Raw genomic sequence first — 17,999 nt, 5'->3', positions numbered from 1 at the left:
GCGACATTTGCGCGGGTAGTGCGGAGCGGGGCCCGCGCCTAGCCTTTCCCCATGCGCCACGATCTCATCGAGCGGTACGATCTCAGGGTGCCGCGATACACATCCTATCCGACAGCGCCGCATTTCGGGCCCGCGGTCGATGCCGCGTGTCATGCGCGCTGGCTCGGCGCGCTCGATCCGTCGCTTCCCGTCTCGCTCTATCTCCACATCGCCTATTGCGCCGAGATGTGCTGGTTCTGCGGCTGCCACACCAAGGCGACGAAGAAATACGCGCCCGTCGCCGACTATCTCGATGCGCTGCTCGCCGAGGCGCGTCTCGTTGCGCATGCTCTCCCCTCGCGGATGAAGGTCGACCACATCCATTTCGGCGGCGGCAGCCCGACGCTCCTGAGGCCCGCCGATCTCGCGCGGACGCTTGAGGTGCTCCGCGAATACTACAATGTCGAGTTGGACGCCGACATCGCGGTCGAGCTCGATCCGCGCACGGCGGACGAGGCCTATGTCGCCGCAATGGCGCGGGCGGGCGTCACGCGCGCGTCCGTCGGCGTGCAGGATTTCGATCCGCGCGTGCAGCAGGCGATCAACCGCATCCAGCCCTATGAGGTGACGGCGCGCGTCATCGAATGGCTTCGCGCGGCGGGCGTCTCCGCGATCAACATGGATCTCTGCTACGGGCTTCCCTGGCAAACGGTGGAAAGCCTTCTCGACACGCTGGACAAGGCGGCGGCGCTGCGGCCCGCGCGCATCGCGCTGTTCGGCTATGCGCATGTGCCGTGGATGAAGCCGCATCAGCGCCTCATCCCGGAAGCCTCGCTCCCCGGCATCGCCGAACGCTGGGCGCAATACGAGGCGGCCTCGGCGCGGCTCGCGGAGCGCGGCTATGTCGCCATCGGCCTCGATCATTTCGCGCTGCCGGACGATCCGATGGCGCGGGCCTGCGGCGCCGGCACGCTCCACCGCAACTTCCAGGGCTACACGACCGACGACGCGCCGGTGCTGATCGGCCTCGGCGCCTCCGCCATCGGCGCGCTGCCGCAGGGTTATGTCGCGAACGAACTCGATATCGGCCGCTACAAGGCGTGCGTCCGCGCGGGCGAATTGCCGGTGACGCGCGGCATCGCCGTCACGGACGAAGACGGTCTCCGCCGCGCCGTCATCGAGCGGCTGATGTGCGACATGGGGGTCGATCTCGACGAGGTCGCGGCCCATCACGGCGCGGCGCCGGATGCCTTCGAAGCCGAACTAGAACTTCTCTCGCCGCTCGAAGCCGACGGCCTCGTCACCCGTAACGGCCACCGCCTCGCCATGACGGAGGAGGGCAAGCCGCTGGTGCGCGCCGTCTGCGCCGTGTTCGACACCTATCTGGCCAGAGGCGAAGCGCGGCACTCGAAAGCGGTCTAGCAAATCGCCGCGAACGTTCCCTCCGCCGCCTTCGCCAGTTCCGCCGCCGCAATCTCCAGCTCGATCCCGAAGCCGCCGCCCGAGACATGGATCGTCTCGAATGCCTTCGCGCTTTCGTCGATAAAGACCGGCAGCTTCTTCTTCTGGCCGAGCGGACTGCAGGCGCCCATCTCGTAACCGGTGAGTTTCACGGCCTTGTCCTTCGGTGCGAGGTCGATGCGCTTCGTGCCGATCGTGCGGGCGAGCGCCTTGCGGTCGAGGTCGCGATCGGACGGCACGACGGCGACCGCGAATTTCCCCTCATCCGTCTCCACGATCAGCGTCTTGAAAAGCCGCGCCGGATCGATGCCGCTCGCCGCCGCCATGTCGAGCGCGGAGGTCTTGCGGTCCTTCGGCACGTCGATTTCGCGGAAGGTGCCGGCAATTCCGTTCAGCCGCACGAAGCGCTGCGCCGCCGTCTCGCCTTTTGCCATTACCGGCCCTCGAAATTTCCGCTTGAGCTGGAGTGCACTCAAGGATGTTCAATCTGGAAACGCCCCTTCGGGCGACATTTCACTACAAGGAACAACCTCATGAGTGCGACTGAAAACAGGAAGCTTGTCGAAGATATTTTTGCCGGGCTTGAAAAAGGCGATGGCGGGCCCTTCGTCAGAAGCCTGGCGGACGATTTCTGCTGGACGATCATCGGCAACACGGCCTGGTCCGGCACCTATCGCGGCAAGGCGGCGGTGCGGCGGGAACTGCTCGACCCGCTCTTCGCGCAATTCGCGGACCAATATGTGAACCGTCTCGTCGGCCTCATCGCCGAGGGCGACCGCGTTGCCGTCGAATGCCGCGGCCGCGTCACCACGACGGAGGGAAAGACCTACGCCAATACTTACTGCTGGGTTTGCCGGATCGAGAATGGCAAGCTGACGGAGTTGATCGAGTACATGGACACGGCGCATATGAATGAGGCGTTGCAGCCGCCGCAGGTAGCCGCGTAACGCTCCGGGAACGAGCCATGGCGACGGATTTTCACATCGGCGAACTTGCCGGCCGCACCGGCCGCACTGTCGATACCATCCGCTGGTACGAGAAGCAGGGGCTCATCCCCGGCGTCGCGCGCGATGCGGGCGGGCGCCGCGTCTATACCGAAAACCACGTCGCCTGGCTCGATCTCATCGACCGCCTGCGCCGCACCGGCATGTCGATCGCGCAGCTTCGCCAGTACACGGCGCTGACAAGGCAGGGCAAGGCCGCGTTGAAGGAGCAGCGCGCGCTGCTCGCGGCGCATGGCGTGCGCGTGCGCGAAACCATCGCCGACTGGACGGAGGCATTGGCGCTGATCGACGCGAAGGTCGATTTCTACGGCGAGTGGATGAAAAAGGGAAAGCGTCCGGCGGTCATGCCGCATCACCGGGCCAAGGCGCCGAGGAAAGAAGCGAAGAAGGCACCGAAGCGAAGAGCGTGAACGGCCCCGTCTTCTCTTCACCCTCCCACAGGGGAGGGTGGGGAAGAAGTCGGTTCAGCGCTTCAAATCCTCACGGCCACTTCACCGTCGGCGGCATCGACGACAATATCGAGTTCACATTGCCGCCCGTCTTCAACCCGAAGACCGTCCCCCGGTCGTAGAGCAGGTTGAACTCGACATAGCGGCCGCGCCGCACGAGTTGTTCCTCGCGCTCTTCCTCCGTCCACGTCTCGTTCATGTGGCGGCGGACAAGCTGCGGGTAAATTTCCAGAAATGCCCTGCCGACATCCTGCGTGAAGGCGAAGTCCTTCTGCCAGTCGCCGCTGTTCAGGTGGTCGTAGAAAATGCCGCCCGTGCCGCGCGGTTCGTTGCGGTGGGGCAGGAAGAAATATTCGTCGCACCACTTCTTGAAGCGCGAGTAATAGTCCGCATCGTGCTTGTCGCAGGCGTGCTTGTAGGCCGCGTGGAAATCCGCCGTGTCGGGATGATCCGCGCGCCGCTGCACGTCGAGCACGGGCGTGAGGTCGCCGCCGCCGCCGAACCAGCTCTTCGTGGTGTAGACATGCCGCGTGTTCATGTGGACGGCGGGCACGCGCGGGTTCTGCATATGCGCGATCAGCGAAATGCCGCTCGCCCAGAAGCGCGGGTCCTCGTCCGCGCCGGGCATCTGCTTGCGGAATTCTTCGGAGAACTCACCGTAGACGGTCGAGATATGGACGCCGACCTTTTCGAAGACGCGGCCATGCATCACCGACATTTCGCCGCCGCCTTCGTCCTTCGAGCCGTCGCCGCGCGTCCAGGGCGTGCGCACGAAGCGGCCCGGCGCCTGCCCGGCATAGGTGCCGGTCAGTTCATCCTCGAGCCTCTCGAACTCGGCGCAGATCAGGTCGCGCAATTCGCGGAACCATGTCTCCGCGCGCAGCTTTCGCTCGTCCGTCTGCGTCTCGTCCTGCATTGCCTTCTCTTTTCTGTCGCGGGATCGTTTCTGTGCCGTCCTGTTTACCTGCCGCTCAGGGCTTCGGAAAGCCGCCGGTTTGCCGCAGCGCCTCGCCGAGCACCATCGCGGCCGCCACGGCCATGTTGAGCGAGCGGGCAGGGGGCCGCATCGGGATCGTCACCCTTGCATCCGCGGCCTCGTGGACGGCGTCGGGCACGCCCGCGCTTTCGCGTCCGACCAGCAGGATGTCGGCGGGGCGGAAGCTGAAATCCACAAAATTATCCTGTGTTTTTGTCGTCAGTAGAATCACCCGCGACACCGGCTCCCGCGCCTCGCCGAAGGCGGCCCAGGAGGCATGCCGGGTCACCTCGGCCAGCGCGCCATAGTCCATCGCCGCGCGTTTCAGGTCGCGGTCGCCCCAGGGGAAGCCGCAAGGCTCGATGATGTCGACCGGAACGCCGAGACAGGCGCCGAGCCGGATCAGCGTTCCCACATTCGGCGGAATATCCGGTTCATAAAGCGTAAGACGCATGGGAAAGCCTACCGATTGTCCGCGAATGGCACCCGCCCGCGGGGAGGGGGGTGGCGGCTGAAAAGAGCAAAGATGACCTTCTTCGCTCAACTTGAATGCCGCCCTTCGAGGTGCGGCGATGCGTCATCCTGCCACAGGGACGGCGGGGCTGGACAATGTACCGATTGGATGCCACAAAACCACGCGACGCATGGGGCGAAAGCAGGGGATTCGTCGAGCTTTCGTGTCATGTAACGGGTGTTTTGAAGCGCCGCGCCGTACTCCGATCAGCGGCGGCCACGCGGCGTTCGACCTATTCAACGAGGAGACCTGAACCGTGGCAGATATCCACGCGGTCGAGCCGACACGGCGCGATTTCCTTTATGTAGCCACCGGATCGCTCGCCGCCGTCGGCGCGGCGTTCGCCGTCTGGCCCCTCATCGACCAGATGAACCCGGACGCCTCGGTTCTGGCGCTCGCGTCGATCGAAGTCGATATTTCCAACATCCCGGTCGGCCAGGAAACCACCTTCAAGTGGCGCGGCAAGCCGGTCTTCGTGCGTCACCGCTCGGAAGAGGAAATCGCCGCGGCGGATAGCGTCGACATCTCGACGCTGCCCGATCCGCAGGCCGACAGCGACCGTGTCATCACGGGCCCCGAGGGCACGCTGGAAAAGCAGTGGCTCGTCGTCATCGGCATCTGCACCCATCTAGGTTGCGTGCCGCTCTCCTATCGCGGCGAGTATGACGGCTACTTCTGCCCGTGCCACGGCTCGGTCTACGACACGTCGGGCCGCATCCGCAAAGGCCCCGCGCCGCTCAACCTGGAGGTGCCGCCCTATGCGTTCATCTCCGACACCAAGATCAAGATCGGCTGAGGGGCATAAAGATGAGCCATCAAAGCACATACACACCCGGCAACGGCTTTTCGCGCTGGCTCGATGCGCGCCTGCCGGTCATGCGTCTCGTGAACGACAGCTTCGTCGATTACCCGACGCCGCGTAACCTCAATTACTGGTGGACCTTCGGCGGCATCCTGACCTTCTGCCTCGCGGTCCAGATCGTCACCGGCATCGTGCTTGCGATGCACTACGTGCCGACCACCGAACTCGCCTTCGCCAGCGTCGAGCACATCATGCGCGACGTGAACTACGGCTGGCTCATCCGCTACGTTCATTCGAACGGCGCGTCGATGTTCTTCATCGCCGTCTACATCCACATGTTCCGCGGTCTCTATTACGGCTCCTACAAAGCGCCGCGCGAAGTGCTGTGGATTCTCGGCGTGCTGATCTACCTGCTGATGATGGCGACCGCCTTCTTCGGCTATGTGCTTCCCTGGGGCCAGATGAGCTTCTGGGGCGCCACCGTCATCACCAACCTCTTCGGCGCGATCCCGTTCGTCGGCGAAGCGCTCCGCACCTGGCTCTGGGGCGGTTTCTCGGTCGGCGATCCGACGCTCAACCGCTTCTTCTCGCTGCATTACCTCTTCCCCTTCCTCATCGCCGGCGTCGTGATCCTTCACGTCTGGGCGCTGCATGTGTCGGGGCAGGGCAATCCGGCGGGCATCGAGGTCAAGGACCCGGCGAAGGACACGATCCCCTTCACGCCCTATGCGACCATCAAGGATGCCTTCGGCCTCGCGCTCTTCGCGATCCTGTTCGCCTATTTCGTCTTCTACAATCCGAACGGTCTCGGCGAACCCGACAACTACATCGTCGCCAACCCGCTTTCGACGCCCGCGCATATCGTGCCGGAATGGTATCTGCTGCCGTTCTACGCGATCCTGCGCGCCGTGCCGGACAAGCTCGGCGGCGTGGTGCTGATGTTCGGCGCTATCGCGATCCTCTTCGTGCTGCCCTGGCTCGACACGTCCAAGGTTCGCTCGGCGCGGTTCCGTCCGCTGTTCAAGCAGTTCTTCTGGATCTTCGTCGCGGTCTGCATCGGGCTGGGCTATTGCGGCGGCCAGTCGCCGGACAAGATCCTGCTCGCAGTGGGCGATGGCGGTTTCGACGTCACGGACCTGTCGCGCATCCTGACGGTCTACTACTTCGCTCACTTCATCATTCTCTTCCCCGTTCTGGGACTGATTGAGAAGCCGAAGCCTCTGCCGGAAAGCATCGCCGCTTCGGTGCTGCCGGGAACGAGGCAGGATAAGGCCACGAGTTAAGGGGAACGCGGAAAGTGAAAAGCACAATGAAAAGCATCTCCCGCGCCTTGTCGCTCGCAGCTCTTGCCGCCGGTCTCGCCTTCGCGGCCACCGCGCCGGCCGGGGCCGCCGAAGGCGAGGTCGCACTGAAACACGCCGAGTGGTCCTTCGAAGGCGTCTTCGGCGTTTACGACCGCGATGCGCTGCGCCGCGGTTACAAGGTCTACAAGGAAGTCTGCGCGGTCTGCCATTCGATGGAGTACGTGAAGTTCCGCAACCTCGCCGAGCCGGGCGGGCCGGAATTCTCCGAAGGCCAGGTGAAGGCGCTTGCCGCCGAAATCACCGTCACGGACGGTCCTGACTCCTCCGGCGAGATGTTCGAGCGTCCGGGCGAGCCCAAGGACGCCTTCCCGTCGCCCTATCCGAACCCGGAAGCCTCGGCGGCCGCGCTCGGTGCGGCGGCGCCGGATCTTTCGCTGATGGCCAAGGCACGCCCCGGCGGGACGAACTACATCTATTCGCTGCTGACGGGCTATGTGGATGCGCCGGAGGATTTCCACCTCGCCACCGGCTCCTACAACCTCTATTTCCCCGGCCACCAGATCGCCATGCCGCCGCCCCTGTCGGACGGCCAGGTCGATTACGAGGACGGCACGCCCAACACGGTCGACCAGATGGCGAAGGACGTCGCCCATTTCATGATGTGGGCCGCCGAGCCCAAGCTCGAGCAGCGTCACCGCATGGGCTTCCAGGTGCTGATCTATCTCCTGGCGCTGACCGGCATTCTCTACTTCACGATGCGCAAGGTCTGGGCCGGCGCCCACTAGGCGTTTCGCGGCTGAAACAAACGGAAAAGGGCTCCTTCGGGAGCCCTTTTTCATGGCGCCGACGCCGTGGTTTGTTAATGTCGCGCGGATTTCCGGAAGAAGGGCATGGCATGACGAAAACAGTTCTGGGCGTAATCGGCGGCAGCGGCGTCTATGAATTTCCCGGGCTCCGCAACGAGCGCTGGGAGCGCGTGGAGACGCCCTGGGGCGAGCCGTCGGACGAGCTTCATTTCGGCGAGCTGCCGCTCGGCGACGGCAAGACCGTGCAGATGGTCTTCCTGCCGCGCCACGGACGCGGCCATCCGCATTCCCCCACCAGCATCAACTACCGCGCCAATATCGACGCCATGAAGCGCGTCGGCGTCACCGACATCATCTCCGTCTCCGCCGTCGGTTCGCTGAAGGAAGAGCTGCCGCCGGGCCATTTCGTCATCGTCGACCAGTTCATCGACCGCACTTTCGCGCGCGAGAAGAGCTTCTTCGGCGAGGGCTTCGTCGCCCATGTCTCGATGGCGCATCCGGTCTGCCCGCGCCTCGGCGATCACATCGAGGCCGCCTGCAAGGACAACAATATCGCCTATACGCGCGGCGGCACCTACATGGTCATGGAAGGCCCGCAATTCTCGACGCTCGCCGAAAGCAATCTCTACCGCTCATGGGGCTGCTCGGTCATCGGCATGACCAACATGCCGGAGGCGAAGCTCGCCCGCGAGGCGGAGATCTGCTACGCGACCGTCGCGATGGTGACCGACTACGATTGCTGGCATCCGACGCATGCGCATGTGGAAGTTACGGACGTGATCCGCGTGCTGGAGGAAAATGCCGGCCATGCCCGCGCCGTCATCCGCGCGGTCGCGGAAAGTTTCGGGCCGGAGCGCACGCCTTCGCCGCAGGGCCTCGACCGCGTACTCGATACGGCGCTCATCACATCGCCCGCGAAGCGCGATCCGGCCCTTGTGAGTAAACTCGACGCCGTCGCCGGCCGCGTGCTCGGCCAGGCCTAAGGGAGACATATGGACGTGAAGCAGTTCATCCGCACCATCCCGGATTATCCGAAGCCGGGCATCCTTTTCCGCGACATCACCACGCTGCTGTCAGATCCCGTCGGCTTTCGCGGCGCGGTCGATGCGCTGGTCGCGCTGCACAAGGGGGCGAAGTTCGACGTCGTCGCCGGCATCGAGGCGCGCGGCTTCATTCTCGGCGGCGCCGTCGCACATCAGCTCGGCCTCGGCTTCATTCCCGTCCGCAAGAAGGGCAAGCTTCCCTTCACCACCATCGGCCAGGAATACGATCTCGAATACGGCACCGACATGGTCGAAATCCACACCGACGCGGTGAAGGAAGGCGAGCGCGTGCTGCTGATCGACGACCTGATCGCGACCGGCGGCACGGCGGAGGCGGCCGTGAAGCTCATCGCGCGGGCGGGCGGCAATGTCCTCGCCTCGAGCTTCGTCATCGAACTGCCGGAGCTTGGCGGCCGCGCCCGCCTCGAAGCGCTCGACATCGAGGTGCTCTCGCTCTGCTCGTTCGACGGACACTGACCTTCAGGGGGAGGCGGCGATGAACATCGACGGCATTCACTACCGCACCATCTGGGTCGCGGAGGACGGCTGGTCGGTCGAGATCATCGACCAGACGAAGCTGCCGCACGAGTTCTCCGTCATCCGCCTGCAGACCGCCGACGACGCCGCCCGCGCCATCAAGGAGATGCAGGTACGCGGCGCGCCGCTCATCGGCGCCACCGCTGCCTACGGTCTCTGCCTCGCGCTCCGCGAAGACCCGTCGGACGAGGCGCTTGCCCGCGCCTGTGACATGCTGGCGGCGACGCGCCCCACCGCCGTCAACCTCAAATGGTCGCTCGATGCGATGCGCGAAGCCGTCGGCAAGGTCGGCCACAATGCGCGCGTCGAGGCGGCCTATGCGGCGGCGGCGCGGCTTTGCGACGAGGATGTCGAGACCTGCCGCCGGATCGGCGAAAACGGCCTCCGTCTCATTCGCGGCGTCGCGGAGGCGAAGCCCGGCCAGACCGTCAACGTGCTCACCCATTGCAATGCCGGCTGGCTCGCCTGCGTCGATTGGGGTACCGCGCTCGCGCCGATCTACATGGCGCATGACGCGGGCATTCCCGTCCACGTCTGGGTGGACGAGACCCGCCCGCGCAACCAGGGCGCCTCGCTCACCGCCTTCGAGCTCGGCCGCCACGGCGTCGCGCATACGATCGTGCCGGACAATGCCGGCGGCCATCTGATGCAGCATGGCAAGGTCGACATGTGCATCGTCGGCACCGACCGCACCACGGCGACGGGCGACGTCGCCAACAAGATCGGCACCTACCTCAAGGCGCTGGCGGCGGATGCGAACGACGTTCCCTTCTATGTCGCGCTGCCGCACACGACCATCGACTGGACGCTGTCGGACGGCGTCGCGCAGATCCCGATCGAGGAGCGTTCGGCGCGCGAGGTTACGCATATGACGGGCCGCGCCGATAATGGCGAGATCGTCACCGTCGAGATTTCCGCGCCCGGCAGCGCCGCGCTGAATTACGGTTTCGACGTCACGCCCGCCAGATACGTCACCGGCCTCATCACGGAGCGCGGCGTTTGCCCGGCCAGCCGGGAGGGCCTGCTCTCCCTCTATCCGGAGCGGAAAAAATGACGGAGGCCGACGAAGACTGGCTGCGCCAGCGCGTCATCGACGCCGCGCTCGATCTCGCTTCCACCGGCCTCTCGCCGCAAATGTCGGGCAATGTCTCGGCACGGGCAGGGGACCGCGTCTTCATCACGCCGTCGGGCGTGGCCTATACCGATCTTCTGCCCGCCGACATCGCCGAGATCGCGCTCGACGGGCGCATCCTCTCCGGCACCTTCCCGCCCTCCAGCGAATGGCACATGCATTGCGCCGTCTATCGCGCGCGGCCGGAAGCGGGCGGCATCGTCCATGCCCATTCCGATTTCGCCACCGTGCTCGCGGTGATGAAGCGATCCATCCCCGCCTTCCACTACATGGTCGCCGTCATCGGCGGCAACGACATCCGCTGCGCGCCCTACGCCACCTTCGGCACGGCGGAACTGGCCGCCCATGCCGTCGCCGCGCTCGAAGGCCGCCGCGCCTGCCTCCTCGCCCATCACGGCCAGATCGCACTGGGCCCCACCGTCGAAACCGCCCTCCACCTCGCCCACGAAGTCGAAACGCTCTCCGCCCAATACTGGCGCGCATTGCAAATCGGCGAACCGGACCTGCTCTCCGACGAGGAAATGGCGGTGAATGTGGAGAAGTTCAAAAACTACGGAAGGCGCGGGTAGACGAGGCATTCTTCTTCCCACCCTCCCCCTGCGGGAGGGTCAAACGGTCGAAGACCGTTTGGGGAGGGGTAGGGGAATCCACCGCAATCTCGGCCGCCCCTACTCGTATCCAGGTCTGCAACCCCTCCCCAAAATTCGCTGCGCAAATTTTGACCCTCCCACAGGGGGAGGGTGGGAAGGGGATTGGGTCCCGGCAACAAGTGCTGGGATGACCGTTGAGGAAAATACTACCCGCCCTTAACTACCGAAGACGGTCTTCATGAATTCGCCAATGGGCAGCGGCAGCAAATCCTGCGGGTGATCGCCGCCGAACGTTGCCCATTTGCTGCTCGCCTTCGACGTCTGCGATGCGACCCTCTCTCCGGTCGCAGCGTCGTAGATTTCAAAGTTGAGAGAAAGCTTGTCGGGGATTCCCGACCACTCGGTTGCCCGGTCTTCCCAGTTCAGAATTCTTGTCTGCAGGACATAATCGAGGTTCTTCTCTCGAGCGGTGGAAAGGGCTGTTTCGAGTTCTTCGGGCCTCTGTGCCCTGATGACCCGTCCCGCGCGCGGTATCAGCGCCGATTGAACCGCGACGGCGGTCTGCTCGCCGGAGTCCGGATAGGAATGGCTGCCATATCTCCCGTCGGCCGGCTGCATCACGTAGAAGCTTGCCCCGGAGGACAGTATGGACGCGGGCGCCTCCGTCGCTATCGGTTTGTATTTGCTGACGCAGCCGGCAAGCGCAAAGGCCGCGGCGAGAAGGAGAATGATTTTCCGCATCTCTATGCCCCCATGTTGATGCACGGATAGGGTCGCAGGACGCGGCTTCGCTGGCAACAGATAGATGCTACTCCCCCATCGCCTTCTTCAGTGCCCGCTCGACCTTCGCCGAGCCCGGCGTCGTCGTGCTGGCGAACCAGTCGACGAGCTTGCCGTCCCTGCCGATCACATATTTGTAGAAGTTCCAGCGCGGCTGCGAGAGAAAGCCGCCCTGTTTCGCCAGCCACTGAAAGAGGGGATGCGCGGCCGGTCCCTTCACATGCACCTTCTCGGTCAGCGGAAAATCGACGCCGAAATTGATCTCGCAGAAATTCGCGATCTCGGCGGCGTTGCCCGGCTCCTGCCCGGCGAAGTCGTTCGACGGCACGCCGAGCACCACAAGGCCCTCATCCCGATATTTCTGCCAGATCGCCTCCAGCTCCTTGTATTGCGGCGTGAAGCCGCATTTCGAGGCCGTGTTGACGATCAGCAGCGGGTGGCCCGCAAACCCGGCGAGCGGCAGGGGCTTTCCCTTCAGGCTCTGGAAATCGAAGTCGTAAGCGGTTTTCTCGGCCATGGGTCGGCTCCTGCCTTGCTCTTTGGTTACGCGATGCTCAGCCGAACCTCGACATTGCCCCGCGTCGCATTGGAATAGGGGCACACTTCATGCGCCTCGGCAACGAGGGCTTCGGCCTCCGCGCGGTCGAGGCCGGGCAGCGATACGACGAGGTCGATGTCGAGCGCGAAGCCCTTGCCCTTCGGATGCGGGCCGATGCCGACTTCCGCCGTCACGGCGGATGCCGCCGGCACCTTCACCTTCTTCTGCCCGGCGACGAATTTCAGCGCCGAGTGGAAGCAGGCGGCATAGCCGGCCGCGAAAAGCTGTTCCGGGTTGGTGCCCGGTCCGCCCGCGCCGCCGAATTCCTTCACGGTGTCGAGCTTCACGTCGAGCCTGCCGTCATCCGTCTTCGCTTCGCCCGTGCGGCCGCCGGAAGAACTCGCGCGTGCCTTGTAGAGAATGTTCATGGGGATGCTCCTTCGATGAGAGTGAATGTCCGTTGCGATCATCATATAGGGAGCAATTAGATTGTGCGCAATATAAGTTCGTTCACGGTTCCGTGAGGCGGGCAGGGCGCACCTTCATTCCGCCAGCGTATCGCGCAAATTCGTCAGTCTTTTCCGTAAGGCGGCGATCTCGCTCAGAGGCATTCCTGCCGCCATCCCGACCTTTTTCGGGATGCCCGCCGCCTGGCGTTTGAGCGCCCGGCCGGCGCCCGTCAGCCGCACCAGCACCTGGCGCTCATCGGCCTCGTTCCGTTCCCGGCTCAAAAGCCCCGCCGCCTCCAGCCGCTTCAGCAGCGGCGTCAGCGTGCCGGAATCGAGAAAAAGCCGCTCCCCCAGCGCGCCCACGGTCACGCCGTCTTCTTCCCACAAGGCCAGCATGGCCAGATATTGCGGATAGGTCAGCCCGATCTCCGCCAGCAGCGGCTTGTAGAGCTTCGTCATCAGCAGCGACGATGAGTAGAGCGCGAAGCAGAGCTGGTTGTCGAGCAAAAGGGGATCGTCGGTCTTGGCCATCGGGTGTTCCTTGCATCACGTCCCCTCAATATGGGCGCGATCATCGATGACGCAATGGAATTGTGCGGGGGAGGAAGATGCGCTCTTCTCCCACCCTCCCCCTGTGGGAGGGTCAAACCGCTGAAAGCGGTTTGGGGAGGGGTAGGGGAGGCAGTCGCGAATGCTCTCGTCCAATTTGCCCCTGCAACCCCTCCCCGAAATTCGCTTCGCAAATTTCGACCCTCCCACAGGGGGAGGGTGGGAAGAGAGAGCGGAGAACTGATGAGGGCTGCGAGGGGGAGTGAAAGACGCCGCCTCAAACAAACGACACCGCCTCAAATAAAAGGCATCGCCTCAAATAAAAGTGTCACCCCGGCGAAAGCCGGGGCCCATGGGCATTGGCCCGGCATGAAGGCGCCGGACGGAAACTGCGGGAAGGCTCATGGATCCCGGTGTTCCCGGCTTTCGCCGGGACAGGCGCCGGGATGACACTCTGGGGAGGCGCCCCTCACGCCCCGTCGAACAGCGCCAGTGTCCGTTCCAGCGCCAGTTCCGCCGAGGCTTTGTCGTAATTGTTGCGGCGGTCCGAGTTGAAGCCGTGGTCGGCGTCGTAGACATAGACCTTCACTTCAGGATGCGCGGCGTCGATGCGGCGCACGTCGTCCATCGGGATGCCGTGGTCCTTCTCGCCGAAATGGCAGATGGTCGGGCATTTCGGCACTTCGGAGATGAAGTCCTTGATCGCGCCGCCGTAGTAGCAGGATGCGGCGTCGAGGCCGCTCGCGCGGCAGGCCGCCACCCAGCTCACCGTGCCGCCATAGCAATAGCCGGTGATGAAAACCTTGCTGTTGCCGTCGGCGCGCAGCTTGTCGATGCACATCTGCGCGTCGAGCACCGTGTTCTCGTAAGGGTTCTTCGCGCGCAGCTCCAGCGACTTCTGGATGTCTTCCTGGCTGTAGCTCGCCTGAAAGTCCTTCACCTGCCGGTCGTAAAGCTGCGGTGCCAGCACATCGTAGCCGCGCGCCGCATAGCCGTCGCAGAGGTCCTTGATATGCGCGGTGACGCCGAAGATTTCCATGATGAGGACGAGGCCGCCTTTTCGCGTGCCGTCCGCCTTCACGTGGTAGCAGAGGATGTCCGCGCCATCGCCGCTCTTCAGCGTGATCGTCTTGCCCTTGTGCGCCATCTCGTTTCTCCCTCTCTTCGCGTTCGCGTTTCCTGTCGCAAAATCATTTGGCGGGATTGCGGCGCTGGACCAGTCCCTGTCCGGTGAATGTCAGCACCGTCTCGCCGTTCTGGTTCACGCCCACATTATGGCTTCTCACAATGCCCCAGTCCGGCCGCGACCGCATGTCCAGCTTCTCGCTCACGGTCGAAGAATAGCTGATCCGGTCGCCGGGGCGCACGGGCGCCGGCCATTTGAGATCGAGGAAGCCGGGGGAGGGGCCGCCCGCCGGCGGCTTGCGGCCGTCGGCATCCGCGGGTTCCTCGCGTCCCGCCCGCGCGCGGATCATCATCTTCATCCAGGTCGCGGTGGTGTGCCAGCCGCTCGCCGTCAGCCCGCCGAAGGGGCCGTTCTTCGCCGCTTCCGGGTCCGTGTGAAAATATTGCGGATCGTATTTCTTCGCGAAGGCGACGATCTCCTCCTCGGTGAAGGTATAGGTGCCGAGTTCCGTCCGCGTGCCGATCTCTATGTCCTCGAACCAGGGCATCAGCTTGCCTCCCCGGCCGGCGCGCCCGGATGGCGGCGGCCATACATCGCCCAGCCGATCGAGGTCAGCACCACCTCGTCCTTCTGGTTCAGCATCTCGATGCGGAATTTCGTGAGGCCCATGTCGGGGCGGCTCTTCGAGGCGCGGGCTTCGACGCAGGTCCGCCGTACACGGAGCACATCGTCGACATAGACCGGCTTCTTCCACCTGACCTCGTCGACGCCCGGCGCGCCCATCGAGGCGCTTTCGAGGATGTAGCCGTCGCACATCATCCGCATCAGCATGGCGCAGGAGTGCCAGCCGCTCGCGCAGAGCCCGCCCAGGATCGACTGCTTCGCCGCCTCCTCATCGAGATGGAAGGGCTGGGGGTCGAATTCCGACGCGAATTCGAGGATTTCTTCCTTCGTCACATGCTTCTCGCCGAATTCGACGGTTTCGCCGACGGGGAAATCTTCCCAGAAATATTTTGGAGTGGTCATGCGGCCTCGCCGTCCCGTTTTTCTCAACAATATGTCATGCCCGGACTTGATCCGGGCATCCAGGGGCCACCGGTTCGGAGCGCGCCGCCCTGGATTGCCGGGTCAAGCCCGGCAATCACGGAAGAGGGGATAAAGCGCCGGGGATTAGTTTTTCCTCTTCCGCTTTTTATTTATCCCCGCCGTTCATCGTCTCTCCGAACCGGGAATTGCTCCACCGCGCGACTCGAAAAAGCAGTCCGCCGTTTTCCTCAAAACCGGGGATAACAAATTTCTCCGGCGGGCCGTTTTTCATTTGTGACAGTAATGTAACAGTTCGATGACAGACGCCCTGTTTATCCCCGCTTTCGCGCCTTCGAAAATCTTGTCCCCGCCCTTTGCATCCGTGTCGAAATGCCGTTTCCGTCCTCTAGTTCGCGAAGCGGAAATGCATCACATCGCCGTCCTGAACCACATATTCCTTGCCCTCGAGACGCATCTTGCCCGCGTCCTTCGCGCCCTGTTCGCCACCCAGCGAAATGTAGTCGTCATAGGCGATCGTCTCTGCACGGATGAAACCCTTTTCGAAGTCCGTGTGGATGACGCCGGCGGCCGCCGGCGCGCGCGTGCCGCGCGTGATCGTCCATGCGCGCGTCTCCTTCGGTCCCACCGTGAAATAGGTGATGAGGTCGAGCAGCGCATAGCCGACGCGGATGAGGCGCGACAGGCCGGGCTCCGTCAGGCCCAGCGTTTCCAGGTATTCGTTGCGGTCTTCGGCCGGAAGCTGCGCCACTTCTTCCTCGATGCGCGCGGAGATGACGACGGACTGCGCGCCTTCCGCTTTCGCCTTTTCTTCCACGCGCTTCGAATAATCGTTGCCCGTCGCGGCGGACGCCTCTTCGACGTTGCAGACATAGAGCACGGGCTTCGATGTGAGGAGGTTCAGTCCCTCCCACACCTTCATGTCGTCGTCGGAAATCTTCTTCTCCGCCGTTGCAAGCCGGGCGGGCTTGCCGTCGCGCAGATAGCCGAGCGCGATATTCATCAGCTCCACCTGCAGCTTCGCTTCCTTGTCGCCGCCCTTCGCCTTCTTCTCGTTCGCGACGACGCGCTTTTCGAGGCTGTCGAGGTCGGCGAGCATCAATTCCGTCTCGACGATTTCGGCATCGGAAAGCGGATCGATGCGGTTCTCGACATGCGTGATGTCGTCATCGACGAAGCAGCGCAGCACATAGGCCACCGCGTCCACTTCGCGGATCGTCGCGAGGAACTGGTTGCCGAGGCCTTCGCCTTTCGACGCGCCTTTCACGAGGCCCGCGATGTCGACGAAGGTAAGGCGCGTCGGAATGATTTCCTTGCTCTTCGCAACCGAAGAGAGTTTTTCAAGGCGCGGGTCCGGCACCGCGACCTCGCCGACATTCGGTTCGATGGTGCAGAAGGGATAGTTCGCGGCCTGCGCGCTCGCCGTCTGTGTCAGCGCGTTGAAGAGGGTGGACTTGCCGACATTGGGCAGACCGACGATGCCGCACTTGAATCCCATGACCTAACTGTCTCCGTCTTTCTCTTTTGTCTTCGTCTTTTTTTCGGGCTCGGGATTGAGCGCGAGATGCACCTTGTTTGCGAATGTCGCATCCTTGCCTGTCGCGAGCAGCGGCGCCGCGTCGGCAATCGCGTCGAGCAGCGGTTCGAGCCATGCCGCGTCCGCCTTCGCGAAGTCGCCCAGCACGTGGCCGAGAACCCGTTCCTTCACGCCCGGATGGCCGATGCCGAGCCGCACGCGGCGAAACTCCGATCCGATATGCGCGGCGATGGAGCGAATGCCGTTGTGTCCCGCCGCGCCGCCGCCCGTCTTTATGCGGAGCTTTCCCGCTTCGAGGTCGAGTTCGTCGTAGAAGACGACGATGTCGGCGGGCGTCAGCTTGTAGAAGCGCATCGCCTCGCCGACGGCGCGGCCGCTCTCGTTCATGTAGGTGGTCGGCTTCAGCACGATCGCCTTCTCGCCGTCGAGCGTGCCCTCCGAGACGATGCCCTGAAAGCGCGCGCGCGGCGGCGAAAAGGAATGGCGGCGAACGATTTCGTCCGCCGCCATGAATCCGATGTTGTGCCGGTTCCGCGCGTACTTCTCGCCTGGATTTCCGAGACCGACGAGCAGGATCATCGCCGGCTCCTTTCAGGCAAGCGGGATCAGGATTCCTTGCCGGCGGGCTTCGCTTCGGCTTTCACTTCCGCAGCGCCTTCAGCCTTGGCTTCATTGTCCGCCGAGACGACAGCGGCAGGCGCCGCGATTGTCGCGATGGTGAAGTCGCGGTCGGTGATGGTCGGCGCCACGCCCTTCGGCAGGGTCACCGCCGAGATGTGGATCGACACGCCCATCTCGTATCCAGCGAGGTCGATGTCGAGCTGCTCGGGGATCGCGTCGGCCGGGCAGACGAGTTCGACTTCGTGGCGCACGATGTTCAGCACACCGCCGGCCTTGATGCCGGGGGAGGCTTCGTGATTGTGGAAGTGCACAGGCACGTCGACCGTCACCGTCGCGTTCCTGCCGAGGCGCAGGAAGTCGACATGGATGATGAAGTCGCGCACGGGTTCGAACTGCACGTCGCGCGGAATGACGCGCTCGGTCTTGCCGCCGATCTCGACATCGAGCACATGGCTCATGAAGGTACCGGTCTGGTAGAGCGCGGAAACGTCCTTGTAGCTGATCGCGATCAGTTCGGGCGACTGCTTGTCGCCATAGATGACGGCGGGAACGCGGCCTTCGCGGCGGAGCGAACGGACAGCCCCCTTGCTGCCTTTTTCGCGCGCCTCGGCCTTGAGCGTCTGGGTCTCGGCCATGACAAATTCTCCAATGAAAACGGGGTCTTAGCGGCCCGCGTGAAAACCCGCAAGTCTCCTCCAGGGGTGTGGAAGTGCGGGATTGCGCGCCTTATAGCGCCGAACCCCCGAAAACTCAACCGG

Annotated in this window: 23 protein-coding genes; 10 read left to right on the top strand and 13 right to left on the bottom strand. The window is 64.0% G+C overall.

Going from position 1 to position 17,999, the window contains the following annotated elements; genetic code table 11:
- The first annotated feature begins 51 nt into the window (after positions 1-51).
- Complete coding sequence (gene hemN, locus Q8S60_RS16970) at positions 52-1,401, top strand: oxygen-independent coproporphyrinogen III oxidase (RefSeq protein WP_305278747.1); 1,350 nt, start codon at positions 52-54, stop codon at positions 1,399-1,401.
- On the opposite strand, the gene Q8S60_RS16965 is transcribed toward hemN, so the two are convergent.
- A complete protein-coding gene (locus Q8S60_RS16965) occupies positions 1,398-1,874 on the bottom strand; it encodes a YbaK/EbsC family protein (RefSeq protein ID WP_305278748.1) in 477 nt (158 codons plus the stop codon). The two genes, hemN and Q8S60_RS16965, sit on opposite strands and share 4 nt — an antisense overlap.
- A gap of 99 nt (positions 1,875-1,973) precedes the next feature.
- Between Q8S60_RS16965 and Q8S60_RS16960 the strand changes: the two genes are divergently transcribed.
- Positions 1,974-2,387 carry a nuclear transport factor 2 family protein gene (locus Q8S60_RS16960; RefSeq protein WP_305278749.1) on the top strand — a complete coding sequence of 138 codons (414 nt, stop codon included), beginning with the start codon at positions 1,974-1,976 and terminating at the stop codon, positions 2,385-2,387.
- Between the two features lie 17 nt (positions 2,388-2,404).
- Complete coding sequence (locus tag Q8S60_RS16955; protein WP_305278750.1) at positions 2,405-2,854, top strand: MerR family transcriptional regulator; 450 nt, start codon at positions 2,405-2,407, stop codon at positions 2,852-2,854.
- A gap of 70 nt (positions 2,855-2,924) precedes the next feature.
- Here the strand turns inward: Q8S60_RS16955 and hemF are convergent, their stop codons facing one another.
- Together hemF and Q8S60_RS16945 are read right to left on the bottom strand one after the other, a co-directional pair.
- Positions 2,925-3,809, bottom strand: coding sequence for an oxygen-dependent coproporphyrinogen oxidase (hemF, locus tag Q8S60_RS16950; protein ID WP_305278751.1), 885 nt, complete (start codon positions 3,807-3,809; stop codon positions 2,925-2,927).
- Between the two features lie 55 nt (positions 3,810-3,864).
- Entirely contained in the window at positions 3,865-4,323 is a 459-nt protein-coding gene (locus tag Q8S60_RS16945; protein WP_305278752.1) for a tRNA (cytidine(34)-2'-O)-methyltransferase, read from the bottom strand.
- A gap of 316 nt (positions 4,324-4,639) precedes the next feature.
- Here Q8S60_RS16945 and petA point away from each other — a divergent pair, with 316 nt between their 5' ends.
- The 7 genes from petA to Q8S60_RS16910 all read left to right on the top strand — a co-directional run bounded on the left by petA (position 4,640) and on the right by Q8S60_RS16910 (position 10,576).
- Positions 4,640-5,179, top strand: coding sequence for a ubiquinol-cytochrome c reductase iron-sulfur subunit (gene petA, locus Q8S60_RS16940; RefSeq protein ID WP_305278753.1), 540 nt, complete (start codon positions 4,640-4,642; stop codon positions 5,177-5,179).
- An 11-nt stretch (positions 5,180-5,190) separates the two neighbouring features.
- Positions 5,191-6,468 carry a cytochrome b/b6 gene (locus Q8S60_RS16935; protein ID WP_305278754.1) on the top strand — a complete coding sequence of 426 codons (1,278 nt, stop codon included), beginning with the start codon at positions 5,191-5,193 and terminating at the stop codon, positions 6,466-6,468.
- A gap of 26 nt (positions 6,469-6,494) precedes the next feature.
- Positions 6,495-7,274: a cytochrome c1 gene (locus Q8S60_RS16930; RefSeq protein WP_305278755.1), complete on the top strand. Its 780-nt coding sequence runs from the start codon at positions 6,495-6,497 to the stop codon at positions 7,272-7,274.
- 110 nt (positions 7,275-7,384) lie between these two features.
- The gene (locus Q8S60_RS16925) at positions 7,385-8,278 is read left to right on the top strand and encodes an S-methyl-5'-thioadenosine phosphorylase (protein WP_305668743.1); all 894 of its coding nucleotides are present in this window, start codon (positions 7,385-7,387) and stop codon (positions 8,276-8,278) included.
- Between the two features lie 9 nt (positions 8,279-8,287).
- A complete protein-coding gene (locus Q8S60_RS16920; RefSeq protein ID WP_305668742.1) occupies positions 8,288-8,815 on the top strand; it encodes an adenine phosphoribosyltransferase in 528 nt (175 codons plus the stop codon).
- A gap of 19 nt (positions 8,816-8,834) precedes the next feature.
- Entirely contained in the window at positions 8,835-9,929 is a 1,095-nt protein-coding gene (gene mtnA, locus Q8S60_RS16915) for an S-methyl-5-thioribose-1-phosphate isomerase (RefSeq protein WP_305668741.1), read from the top strand.
- On the top strand, positions 9,926-10,576 hold the full coding sequence (locus tag Q8S60_RS16910; protein ID WP_305668740.1) for a class II aldolase/adducin family protein: 651 nt from the start codon (positions 9,926-9,928) through the stop codon (positions 10,574-10,576). Before mtnA ends, Q8S60_RS16910 begins: the two co-directional genes overlap by 4 nt.
- A 237-nt stretch (positions 10,577-10,813) precedes the next feature.
- Here Q8S60_RS16910 and Q8S60_RS16905 read toward each other — a convergent pair whose 3' ends face one another.
- The 10 genes from Q8S60_RS16905 to Q8S60_RS16860 all read right to left on the bottom strand — a co-directional run bounded on the left by Q8S60_RS16905 (position 10,814) and on the right by Q8S60_RS16860 (position 17,876).
- Positions 10,814-11,395 carry a DUF4823 domain-containing protein gene (locus tag Q8S60_RS16905; RefSeq protein WP_305668739.1) on the bottom strand — a complete coding sequence of 194 codons (582 nt, stop codon included), beginning with the start codon at positions 11,393-11,395 and terminating at the stop codon, positions 10,814-10,816.
- Between the two features lie 10 nt (positions 11,396-11,405).
- The gene (locus Q8S60_RS16900; RefSeq protein WP_305668738.1) at positions 11,406-11,894 is read right to left on the bottom strand and encodes a glutathione peroxidase; all 489 of its coding nucleotides are present in this window, start codon (positions 11,892-11,894) and stop codon (positions 11,406-11,408) included.
- Positions 11,895-11,920: 26 nt separating this feature from the next.
- Positions 11,921-12,343, bottom strand: coding sequence for an organic hydroperoxide resistance protein (locus Q8S60_RS16895; protein WP_305668737.1), 423 nt, complete (start codon positions 12,341-12,343; stop codon positions 11,921-11,923).
- A 114-nt stretch (positions 12,344-12,457) separates the two neighbouring features.
- Complete coding sequence (locus Q8S60_RS16890; protein ID WP_305668736.1) at positions 12,458-12,895, bottom strand: MarR family winged helix-turn-helix transcriptional regulator; 438 nt, start codon at positions 12,893-12,895, stop codon at positions 12,458-12,460.
- 487 nt (positions 12,896-13,382) lie between these two features.
- Positions 13,383-14,060, bottom strand: coding sequence for a dienelactone hydrolase family protein (locus Q8S60_RS16885; RefSeq protein ID WP_305668735.1), 678 nt, complete (start codon positions 14,058-14,060; stop codon positions 13,383-13,385).
- 43 nt (positions 14,061-14,103) lie between these two features.
- Positions 14,104-14,586 carry a MaoC family dehydratase gene (locus Q8S60_RS16880; protein WP_305278799.1) on the bottom strand — a complete coding sequence of 161 codons (483 nt, stop codon included), beginning with the start codon at positions 14,584-14,586 and terminating at the stop codon, positions 14,104-14,106.
- Positions 14,586-15,065 (bottom strand): MaoC family dehydratase, encoded by a 480-nt coding sequence (locus Q8S60_RS16875; RefSeq protein WP_305668734.1) that lies wholly within the window; start codon positions 15,063-15,065, stop codon positions 14,586-14,588. The genes Q8S60_RS16880 and Q8S60_RS16875 overlap by 1 nt, the downstream gene beginning before the upstream one ends.
- Positions 15,066-15,471: 406 nt before the next feature.
- On the bottom strand, positions 15,472-16,581 hold the full coding sequence (gene ychF, locus Q8S60_RS16870; protein ID WP_305278797.1) for a redox-regulated ATPase YchF: 1,110 nt from the start codon (positions 16,579-16,581) through the stop codon (positions 15,472-15,474).
- Between the two features lie 3 nt (positions 16,582-16,584).
- Complete coding sequence (gene pth / locus Q8S60_RS16865) at positions 16,585-17,199, bottom strand: aminoacyl-tRNA hydrolase (RefSeq protein WP_305278796.1); 615 nt, start codon at positions 17,197-17,199, stop codon at positions 16,585-16,587.
- Positions 17,200-17,225: 26 nt separating this feature from the next.
- A complete protein-coding gene (locus tag Q8S60_RS16860; protein ID WP_305278795.1) occupies positions 17,226-17,876 on the bottom strand; it encodes a 50S ribosomal protein L25/general stress protein Ctc in 651 nt (216 codons plus the stop codon).
- Positions 17,877-17,999 lie beyond the last annotated feature (123 nt).

The sequence above is a fragment of the Parvibaculum sp. genome (assembly GCF_030694575.1).
In the GTDB taxonomy this organism is placed as follows: domain Bacteria; phylum Pseudomonadota; class Alphaproteobacteria; order Parvibaculales; family Parvibaculaceae; genus Parvibaculum.
Note: the sequence above shows the minus strand (reverse complement) of the source record. Positions and strands in the feature narration are given on the sequence as shown.